This is a genomic window from Buttiauxella warmboldiae (assembly GCF_003818135.1).
Classification (GTDB): domain Bacteria; phylum Pseudomonadota; class Gammaproteobacteria; order Enterobacterales; family Enterobacteriaceae; genus Buttiauxella; species Buttiauxella warmboldiae.
On sequence record NZ_RPOH01000104.1, the window covers coordinates 1 to 10,270 of the forward strand.

Consider the following 10,270-nt stretch of genomic DNA (forward strand, 5'->3'; position numbering starts at 1 on the left):
AATTGATTTTCCTTGTTTTTTATTGATGGTCGCTGTTCTTTTTTGCGAAAGTCATGGGGTTTGTCATCAGTCTGTTATACGACGAGTTTTGCCACCGCTGCGCGTGCGCCGAGGGCAGATAATTCATGCCATGCGCAGGTTATTTGCGCCACAAACTCCTCGTTCGCGGGTAAATCGCTGCCAAAGATTTCATGCAGGCTTAACAGCGCAGGGACGCGTTGGTCAGGACTGCTTGATTCAACCAGCGTTTTGATTTTTGCCGCCAGCGGATCGCGAATATCAATCTCGTGACCTGCGTCGTCAGCGCCGCTGACATAGCGCATCCATCCGGCAATGCCGAGCGCCAGACACGGCCATTCATCACCCTGCTGCAAATGCCAGCGCACGCTTTCTAACATACGTTGCGGTAATTTCTGGCTGCCGTCCATGGCGATTTGCCAGGTGCGGTGTTTCAGCGCCGGGTTATCAAAACGCTCCAGCAAGCTATGAGCATAGTGCTGCAGGTTAACGCCGGTGACGCGCAGCGTTGGCGCTTGCTCCTGCATCATTAAACGGTGCGCGGCCTGGCGGAAATTCTCATCGGCCATGCAGTCATTCACATGCTGGTAGCCCGCAAGATAGCCAAGATAGGCAAGGAACGAGTGGCTGCCGTTGAGCATACGCAGCTTCATTTGTTCCCACGGCATCACATCGTTGACCATTTCGACGCCCACCTCTTCCCACGCCGGGCGGCCCGCCACAAAATTATCTTCAATCACCCACTGGATAAACGGCTCGCCAGAAATTGCGCACGGATCTTCAACGCCCAGCACGTCAGTAATTTCTTGTAGTGACTCAGGCGTTGCCGCGGGGACGATCCTATCCACCATGGTGCTCGGGAAGGTGACGCAATCGCGGATCCAGTCGGCTAACTCCTCGCTGCGCGTTTCCGCCATGCCCACCACTGCGTTACGCACCACATGGCCGTTATCGGGAATGTTGTCGCAGGACAGTACGGTAAAAGGACGCAGGCCGCGTTCGCGGCGGCGGTTCAGCGCTTCTACCAGAATACCTGGTGCAGAGTGGGGGGCCGTTGGGTTTTGCAGGTCGTGAATAATACGTTCGTTATTGCCGTCAAGCCTGCCGGTGGCCGGATCGATGCAATAGCCCTTTTCCGTCACGGTAAGGGAAACAATGGCTACCTGCGGCTCGCAGAATTTCTCAATAATCGCATCCAGGCCGTCAAGCTTTGCATTCAGGCATTCGTTAACCGCACCGACAATAATTGCCTGATTGTTGTCGCGCCCCTTTTCCAGCACGGTGTATAAATGGTCCTGCGCGCGCAGCGCGCTCATCAGCTTATCGCCGCTAAACAGGCTAATCTCACAGATACCCCAGTCACCCCCCAGTTTATTAAGCACCCGATCGGTTAACAGCGCCTGGTGGGCACGATGAAAGGCGCCAAAACCAAAATGGACCATGCGGGTTTGCAACGCCTGACGATCGTAGCGCGGCTGCTGGACGCTGGCGGGGAGGGTGACCGAAGCAATTGTATTCATACGTGTAAATCCTGATTAACGAATTGATAACATCGACCAGTCTAAAGTTATATGACAGCAAATAAAATTGGTCTGCTGCCTTTATCCCTTTAATGTGAGCTGGATCAACCAATATCACCGCAAAATTTGACCGTAATACAGATTACGGTATGGTAGTATTCAGCTCACTATTTCCATAATTGGTATGACAACTTAACTGAGGAACTGTCGATGGAACAAACATGGCGTTGGTACGGCCCAAAAGACCCGGTATCGCTGGATGATGTGCGTCAGGCGGGCGCGACCGGTGTCGTGACCGCTCTGCATCACATCCCAAATGGCGAAGTCTGGCCGCTTGCCGACATCAAAGAGCGTCAGGCGATGTTGGCGGCAAAAGGGTTGAGTTGGTCGGTAGTTGAAAGTATTCCGGTGCATGAAGAAATTAAAACCCACACCGGCGACTACGATAAGCATATCGCTAACTACCAGCAGAGCATTCGTAACCTGGCGAAATGCGGCATCGACACCGTGTGCTACAACTTTATGCCTATTCTGGACTGGACGCGTACTGACCTGGAATACCAGCTGCCAGACGGTTCAAAAGCCCTGCGTTTTGACCAGATTGCCTTTGCGGCATTTGAGCTGCATATCCTCAAACGCCCGGGCGCAGATGCGGATTACAGCGAAGAAGAGCAGCGCCAGGCGCTGGACTACTTCAACAAGATGTCTGATGCAGAAAAGGAAAAACTGACCCGCAATATCATTGCTGGTTTACCGGGTGCGGAAGAGGGCTACACCCTTGACCAGTTCCGTGCGCGCCTGGCGGAATACGACGGTATCAGCAAAGATCGGCTGCGTGAGAACATGGCGTATTTCCTGCGTGCGATTGTTGCCGTTGCGGAAGAAGTTGGCGTGCGTCTGGCGGTGCACCCGGACGATCCACCGCGTCCAATCCTCGGCCTGCCGCGTATCGTTTCTACCATTGAAGATATGCAGTGGCTGAAAGAAACCGTCGACAGCATTTATAACGGCTTCACCATGTGTACCGGTTCCTACGGCGTGCGTGCTGACAACGACCTGGTGCGGATGATTGAAACCTTCGGCGATCGCATTCACTTTACCCACCTGCGCGCAACGTGCCGCGAAGAGAACCCGAAAACCTTCCATGAAGGCGCGCACCTGCAGGGTGATGTGAATATGGTAGCGGTGGTAAAAGCGATTCTGACCGAAGAACAGCGCCGTAAAAACGCCGGCGATCTGCGTCCGATCCCAATGCGCCCGGATCACGGCCACCAGATGCTTGACGATCTGCACAAGAAAACTAACCCTGGCTATTCGGCGATTGGCCGCCTGAAAGGGCTGGCGGAAGTACGCGGTGTGGAACTGGCTCTGAAACAAACCCTGTTCCCGGACTTGCTGAAGTAAGCCGTTAAGTGGCATAAAAAACGCGCCTGCTGGCGCGTTTTTTACATTCTGACCCGCAATTAATCTGCGCGACCCATAGAGCGCTTTTCAGCGATATGAATACGGATCTTCTCACCGGTCACCATATATTCTGGAACCTGAATCACCAGGCCAGTAGACATGGTTGCAGGTTTGGTGCGGGAGCTTGCTGACGCGCCTTTAATGCCAGGTGCCGTTTCAACAATTTCCAGATCCACCGTCTGCGGCAGCTCAAGCGCCAGCAGCTGGCCATCCCAGGTCAGAACCTGCATGTCCGGCATGCCGCCTTCAGGAATGAACTGCAGCTCTTCTTCAATCTGATCTTTGGTGAAGATATACGGGGTGTAATCCTCTTTATCCATGAACACATACTCGTTGCCGTCGATATAAGAGAAATCAACGTAACGGCGGGTCAGCGTAATGGTATCGACGATATCGTCGCCCTTGAAGCGCTCTTCAACTTTCTGGCCGCTGCGGACATCGGAAAAACGCATTTTATACAGCGTTGCTGCGCCACGGGCGCTGGGTGCCTGAATATCGATATCTTTAACAATCAGCAGCTTGCCGTTGTAATTCAGTACCATACCCTTTTTGATTTCGTTAGCTCTTGGCATCGAAGTTTCCTGTGAAAAATGGAGGAGCGAAAATATTGCGACAAATTACTCGCGGGGCGTCTTTCAGGCAAGCGTATTTAGCGGATAAATCGCCATAGTAAACCCGCATCACTACTGCTACAGTCCAGATTCTTGTCAGCCCACCGGAGCATTGCTGATGGACTGTCGTCCCGATTGCGGCGCGTGTTGCACCGCGCCTTCTGTATCAAGCCCGATCCCCGGCATGCCCAATGGCAAGCCCGCCAATACCCTGTGCGTTCAGCTTGGCGCGGACATGCGCTGCAAAATCTTTGCTTCGCCGCTGCGGCCAAAGGTCTGCGCAAGCCTGCAGGCATCCCGCGAAATGTGCGGCGCCACGCGCCAGCAGGCCATGGACTACCTGATCTATCTCGAAGCGGCCACCGCGCCTTAAATATCTTTGATCTTCACCATGCAATACGCGGTGACGGCAATCATCGCCAGTGCGATATAAAACACGGTGTGGTAATTCCAGATTTCTGCCACCACCCCCGCAAGCGACCCAGCGATAATCCAGCCGACGCGCGTGGTATTAGTATAAAGCGTTGTCGCGGCACCGGCCTGGCCGGGCATTAAATCCTGGAAATACAGCATACCGATCCCGGCCAGAATGCCGATAAAAATCGCATTCAGCAGTTGCAGGCCGAGCAGCATATATTCATTATCTAAGGTCAGCATACCCACGTAGAACAACAGCCCCGCCGCTGCCGCAATACGCATCAGGAAGCGCTTGCCAAAGCGTTTCGCGTAATAACCGGCGATCAGCATGGTGGGGATTTCCAGCCCGGCTGCGGTCCCCATCATCACTCCTGCCAGTTTTTCCGGCAGACGTAACTCATTAATGATGTAGAGCGGCATATTAATAATGTAGAGGCTGTTACAGCCCCACATCATGGTGCAGGCGACAAACAGCAGCAGCGCATCGCGACGGTTACGGCGTGGCGCTTCAAGTTTAGTGGTTTTCGCCACCCCCTCTTTACGCATCGACGGTAACAACATTCGTACCATCACGCTGCACACCACAAACGCGAAAGCCGCACACAAATACATGGTGGTAAATCCAAAACCGAGCGCCAGCGCGTAGGCGATGGGCGGGCCGATGACCCAGGCCAGTGAAACCTGTGCCCGCAAAATAGAGCTAAACATCACCGCTTCACGGCCGGTATGATCGGCATGTTCGCGCGCCAGGGCGAACATTTGCGGGTTGGCGGTGGAACCGAAGCTGCTGAGAAACACGCCGACGAACAGCAAGACGAAATAGTTACGGTTCCAGGCAAACAGCACGCAGGCTAATGCACCTAACAGGCAACAGACAAAAATCAGCGATTTGCGGTCGCCTTTGCGATCGGAGCGACCCGCCAGGAACTGGCTGACTAAAATACCGATGACCGCGCTGCCGGTGAAAAAGAATCCCACCATCGCCGGGCGCACATTAACTTCCTGCGCCAAAAACAGGCTCAGCGTCGGGGTCTGTAATGCCCCCGCAATGCCGGTTAAAAAAGCGACAAGCAAAAAGGCGGACGAAGTGATATCAAGGGGCTTACGGGTTGCCGCTATGGGGGAATTTTGCATGCTCTCGGGGTCGCTTATCAATGAACGCGCGGAGTTTACGCGCCTTGATAGCAAATAAACAGCTGTTCAAATCAAAAGCGACACGAAAAGGTCACGCGCCGTTCTTTTGTCGCTTCAGCAAAAGCTGACGCGCAATAATAGCGTGCGCAACGTACTGTGATGTTGCTCGCTTTTTCTGCGTTTGGCGCGGTAAAAATGTGCGTAACCTCTAAATTCCGCTAACGAAATTACAACATCTCTTGCCTGAATTGCCGGGGATCTCCACACTCATTGAAACGTTTCAGCGTCGTCTTATTTTATCTTCAGCAGTGGGATGGCGCATTTTTTCGCATTGTAGCTGAATCGTTTCAATTCAGCAGGAGAGGGGAACCATGTTCCAGTTATCTGTGCAGGACATTCATCCGGGCGCGAGCGCCGGAAACAAAGAAGAAGCGATACGTCAGGTTGCCGCCGCCCTCGCGCAAGCCGGGAACGTCAGCAATGGCTACGTAGAAGGGATGCTGGCTCGCGAGTTGCAAACCTCCACTTACCTTGGCAATGGTATTGCTATCCCACACGGCACCACCGATACCCGCGATCTGGTGCTGAAAACCGGGGTGCAGGTGTTCCAGTTTCCGCAAGGAATCGAATGGGGCGCAGGCCAAACGGCTTACGTGGCGATTGGCATTGCAGCGAGTTCCGATGAACACCTCGGCCTGCTGCGTCAGCTTACTCATGTGCTCAGTGATGATGAAGTTGCTGAACAACTCAAAACTGCAACTTCAGCAGAAGAGCTACGCGCTTTGCTGATGGGTGAGAAACAATCGGCTTCATTGCTGTTTGATAACGCCCTGCTGGCGCTGGATGTCGCCGCAGATGACCTGATGACGCTGCAGGCATTGAACGCCGGGCGCATTAAACAAGCGGGGGCGGCAAACGCCGGGTTTGTCAGCCATGTGGTTTCCAGCAAACCTCTTTATCTGGGGCAGGGCATCTGGCTGAACGACAGCCCCGAAGGCAACCTTGCCAGTGCGGTTGCGATTAGCCGTCCCGCCGCTGCTTTTGAAGCTGAAGGCCAACCGGTTGCTTTATTAATGACCGTTGCCGTGGCGGATGATCAACCTTTACAGGTGCTTAATCGCCTGAGCGATATGTTGATCGCTAACACCGCTGACCGCCTGCTGAAAGCTGACGCACCCGAGTTGTTGACGCTGCTGACATCGGATAGCGCCCCTGCCCAAAGCAGCCTGAGCGCCGAGTTCCAGATTCGTAACGAACATGGCCTGCACGCCCGCCCCGGTACGGTGCTGGTGAATACCATCAAACAATTTAACAGTGAGATTAGCGTGACCAACCTTGATGGCAGTGGCAAACCGGCCAACGGCCGCAGCCTGATGAAAGTCGTGGCGCTTGGGGTGAAAAAAGGCCATCGCCTGCGCTTTACCGCACAAGGCGACGATGCTGAAGCAGCGCTGAAAGCCATTGGCGAAGCTATTGCCGCCGGTCTTGGCGAGGGGGCAGCATGAGTCGTCGCGTCGCAACAATTACCTTAAACCCGGCATACGATCTGGTTGGCTACACGCCAGAAGTTGAGCGCGGGGAAGTCAACCTGGTGCGTACGACTGGCCTGCATGCCGCAGGTAAAGGCATCAACGTCGCTAAGGTCCTCAAAGATTTGGGTATTGATGTCACGGTTGGCGGGTTCCTGGGCAAAGATAACCAGGACGGGTTCCAGCAGTTGTTCAGTGAACTGGGCATTGCTAACCGTTTCCAGGTGGTGCAGGGCCGCACCCGTATTAACGTAAAACTGACCGAAAAAGATGGTGAAGTCACCGACTTTAACTTCTCTGGTTTTGAAGTCACGCCGTCCGACTGGGAACGCTTCGTTGCCGACTCTCTGAGCTGGCTTGGCCAGTTCGATATGGTGTGCGTCAGCGGCAGCTTGCCCGCAGGCGTCTCCCCGGAAGCGTTCACCGACTGGATGACGCGTCTGCGCAGCCTGTGCCCGTGCATTATTTTCGACAGCAGCCGCGAAGCGTTAGTCGCAGGGCTGAAAGCGGCACCCTGGCTGGTGAAACCCAACCGCCGCGAGCTGGAAATCTGGGCCGGTCGCAAGCTTCCGGCAATGAAAGATGTGATTGAAGCGGCCCACGCGCTGCGCGACCAGGGGATTGCTCATGTGGTGATCTCTCTGGGGGCCGAAGGCGCGCTGTGGGTTAACGCATCCGGCGAATGGATAGCTAAACCACCCGCTTGTGAAGTTGTCAGCACCGTGGGGGCCGGGGATTCCATGGTCGGCGGGCTTATCTATGGCCTGCTAATGCGTGAGTCCAGCGAACACACTTTGCGTCTGGCTACCGCCGTCGCGGCGCTGGCCGTCAGCCAGAGCAACGTTGGCATCACCGATCGTCCTCAACTGGCGGCCATGATGGCCCGTGTTGATCTGAAACCTTTTAACTGATTCAGGGGAGAAACCATGAAAACGCTGCTGATTATCGAACCTGGTCTGGGACAAGCCCGCGCTTATCTTGCGAAAACGCTGCTTACAAGCGCGGCGGCTAAAGCGCGCCTGCAGATTATTGACAATCCGAACGATGCCGATATGGCCATCGTTGTGGGTACGGCGATCCCTGCCGATAACGCATTGAATGGTAAGAATGTTTATCTGGGTGATATCAACCGTGCCGTACAGCACCCGGAACTGTTTTTAAGTGAAGCTAAAGGTAAAGCGAAGCCTTATACCGCTCCAGCTAATTCAGCCCCGGTTGAACTGGCGCAAGGACCGAAGCGTATTGTTGCCGTTACCGCTTGCCCAACGGGCGTCGCGCACACCTTTATGGCGGCAGAAGCGATTGAAACCGAAGCTAAAAAACGTGGCTGGTGGGTAAAAGTAGAAACGCGTGGCTCGGTGGGCGCGGGAAATGCCATCACCGCTGAAGAGGTGGCAGCCGCCGATTTGGTGATTGTTGCGGCGGATATTGAAGTCGACCTGGCTAAATTTGCGGGCAAACCGATGTATCGCACTTCAACCGGTCTGGCGCTAAAGAAAACCGCGCAGGAGCTGGATAAAGCGCTTGTGGAAGCGACGCCTTATGAAGCGGCAGGGGCAAGCGCTAAAGAAGGGAAAAAAGAGTCGACGGGTGCCTATCGCCACCTGCTGACGGGCGTTTCATTTATGCTGCCGATGGTTGTCGCGGGTGGTCTGTGTATCGCGCTGTCGTTTGCATTTGGTATCGAAGCGTTTAAAGAGCCCGGTACGCTTGCGGCGGCCCTGATGCAAATTGGCGGCGGTTCCGCCTTTGCGCTGATGGTGCCGGTGCTGGCAGGCTATATCGCATTCTCGATTGCTGACCGTCCGGGCCTGACGCCAGGTCTTATTGGCGGGATGTTAGCGGTGAGCACCGGTTCTGGTTTCATCGGCGGGATTATTGCGGGCTTCCTTGCAGGTTATATTGCGAAGTTGATCAGCACTAAGCTGAAACTGCCTTCCAGCATGGAAGCGCTGAAGCCAATCCTGATTATCCCATTGTTATCAAGCCTGGTTGTCGGTCTGGCGATGATTTACCTGATTGGTACGCCGGTCGCAAAAATCCTCGAAGGTTTGACTCACTGGCTGCAAACTATGGGGACGGCGAATGCGGTTCTGCTGGGGGCAATCCTCGGCGGCATGATGTGTACCGACATGGGTGGCCCGGTGAACAAAGCGGCCTATGCGTTTGGTGTCGGCTTGCTTAGTACACAAACCTACGCACCGATGGCCGCCATTATGGCCGCAGGTATGGTGCCGCCGTTGGCGATGGGCCTGGCAACGATAGTGGCGCGTCGTAAATTCGACAAAGCGCAACAGGAGGGCGGTAAAGCGGCGATGGTTCTGGGGCTGTGCTTTATCACCGAAGGGGCAATCCCGTTCGCCGCTCGTGACCCAATGCGTGTGCTGCCATGCTGTATCATTGGCGGGGTGGTAACGGGGGCTATCTCCATGGCGGTGGGGGCCAAACTGATGGCTCCGCATGGCGGCCTGTTTGTTCTGCTGATCCCTGGCGCGATTACCCCGGTAGTGGGCTACCTGATTGCGATTGTGGCGGGAACCCTGCTGGCGGGTCTGTCCTATGCCTTCCTCAAACGTTCTGAAACTGAGTTAGCGGCTAAAACAGCGTAATAACGAGTCGTAGATCGCATAGACGAGCGGCATCCGACAATGCTCTGAAGCTCCCGGTCCCCGGGAGCTTATTTTTATGCTTACCCAGTGTGCCTTATATCCCCGTCCTTCAGGGCGGGGATATAAGGCACGGTTTTCTACCTAACCTGGTGTTTGCTGTTGCTCAATGTATTGCCGGATGATGGATATTGGCGCACCGCCGCAACTACTGGCAAAGTAGCTCGGAGTCCACAGAACGCCTTTGTAGTAATACCGTGTGGCAATGTCTGGGCGATCACGACGAAGCAATCGACTGGACACCCCTTTAAGACTGTTAACCAAACTGGATACCGCTAATTTTGGTGGGTAGTTGACCAACAAATGAATGTGATCACCTTCTCCATCCATCTCAACCAGTTCAACATCAAAATCAGCGCATACACTGGCAAAGTAACTGCGTAACTTCTCGATAGCATCCTGATCAAATACTCGGCGTCGATACTTGGCAACAAATACCAGGTGAACATGCATCAGGAAAGTACCGTGTCTTCCTCGACGAATATCAGTTTCTTTTGTCATAGGCCAAAAATATCATCTTCCATATGAAACGACTACAAGCCTTTAAATTCCAGCTAAGACCTAATGGTCAGCAAGAGCGCGATATGCGGCGCTTCGCTGGGGCGTGTCGTTTTGTATTCAACAAATCACTGGCCTTGCAGAATGAAAATCATGAGGCCGGTAACAAATACCTTTCCTGTGCACAAATGACAGCATGGCTGGTTGAGTGGAAAAAAGAACCTGAAACTCAATGGTTGAAAGAATCACCTTCTCAGCCTTTGCAGCAGGTGTTAAAAGACCTTGAGCGCGGCTATAAAAACTTCTTTCAGAAACGCGCATCATTTCCGCGGTTTAAAAAGCGCGGTCAAAGTGATTCATTCCGCTATCCGCAGGGCGTGAAACTGGATCAGGACAATAGTCGCATATCATTG

General features: G+C 54.1%; 10 protein-coding genes. 6 read left to right on the plus strand and 4 right to left on the minus strand.

What is annotated here, in order from left to right:
- Positions 1-74 precede the first annotated feature (74 nt).
- A complete protein-coding gene (locus tag EHN07_RS19525; RefSeq protein ID WP_124025673.1) occupies positions 75-1,538 on the minus strand; it encodes a mannitol dehydrogenase family protein in 1,464 nt (487 codons plus the stop codon).
- Between the two features lie 210 nt (positions 1,539-1,748).
- On the opposite strand from EHN07_RS19525, the gene uxuA reads away from it, so the two are divergent.
- Positions 1,749-2,942, plus strand: coding sequence for a mannonate dehydratase (gene uxuA, locus EHN07_RS19530; RefSeq protein ID WP_124025674.1), 1,194 nt, complete (start codon positions 1,749-1,751; stop codon positions 2,940-2,942).
- 59 nt (positions 2,943-3,001) lie between these two features.
- On the opposite strand, the gene yeiP is transcribed toward uxuA, so the two are convergent.
- Positions 3,002-3,574, minus strand: a complete 573-nt coding sequence (gene yeiP / locus EHN07_RS19535) for an elongation factor P-like protein YeiP (RefSeq protein WP_064512540.1) — start codon at positions 3,572-3,574, stop codon at positions 3,002-3,004.
- 157 nt (positions 3,575-3,731) lie between these two features.
- Between yeiP and EHN07_RS19540 the strand changes: the two genes are divergently transcribed.
- A complete protein-coding gene (locus EHN07_RS19540; RefSeq protein ID WP_124025675.1) occupies positions 3,732-3,986 on the plus strand; it encodes a YkgJ family cysteine cluster protein in 255 nt (84 codons plus the stop codon).
- On the opposite strand, the gene setB is transcribed toward EHN07_RS19540, so the two are convergent.
- On the minus strand, positions 3,983-5,164 hold the full coding sequence (setB, locus tag EHN07_RS19545) for a sugar efflux transporter SetB (protein ID WP_124025676.1): 1,182 nt from the start codon (positions 5,162-5,164) through the stop codon (positions 3,983-3,985). The genes EHN07_RS19540 and setB overlap by 4 nt on opposite strands.
- Positions 5,165-5,535: 371 nt before the next feature.
- On the opposite strand from setB, the gene fruB reads away from it, so the two are divergent.
- Genes fruB through fruA form a run of 3 tightly spaced genes read left to right on the plus strand, consistent with a single transcriptional unit; the run spans position 5,536 to position 9,302 of the window.
- Entirely contained in the window at positions 5,536-6,669 is a 1,134-nt protein-coding gene (gene fruB / locus EHN07_RS19550; protein ID WP_124025677.1) for a fused PTS fructose transporter subunit IIA/HPr protein, read from the plus strand.
- Positions 6,666-7,604 carry a 1-phosphofructokinase gene (gene fruK, locus EHN07_RS19555; RefSeq protein WP_124025678.1) on the plus strand — a complete coding sequence of 313 codons (939 nt, stop codon included), beginning with the start codon at positions 6,666-6,668 and terminating at the stop codon, positions 7,602-7,604. Before fruB ends, fruK begins: the two co-directional genes overlap by 4 nt.
- Before the next feature lie 15 nt (positions 7,605-7,619).
- A complete protein-coding gene (gene fruA, locus EHN07_RS19560) occupies positions 7,620-9,302 on the plus strand; it encodes a PTS fructose transporter subunit IIBC (protein ID WP_124025679.1) in 1,683 nt (560 codons plus the stop codon).
- 141 nt (positions 9,303-9,443) lie between these two features.
- On the opposite strand, the gene tnpA is transcribed toward fruA, so the two are convergent.
- Positions 9,444-9,860, minus strand: a complete 417-nt coding sequence (tnpA, locus tag EHN07_RS19565) for an IS200/IS605 family transposase (RefSeq protein ID WP_124025680.1) — start codon at positions 9,858-9,860, stop codon at positions 9,444-9,446.
- Between the two features lie 23 nt (positions 9,861-9,883).
- Between tnpA and EHN07_RS19570 the strand changes: the two genes are divergently transcribed.
- On the plus strand, positions 9,884-10,270 hold a 387-nt coding region (locus EHN07_RS19570), incomplete at its 3' end, for an RNA-guided endonuclease InsQ/TnpB family protein (RefSeq protein WP_148085479.1).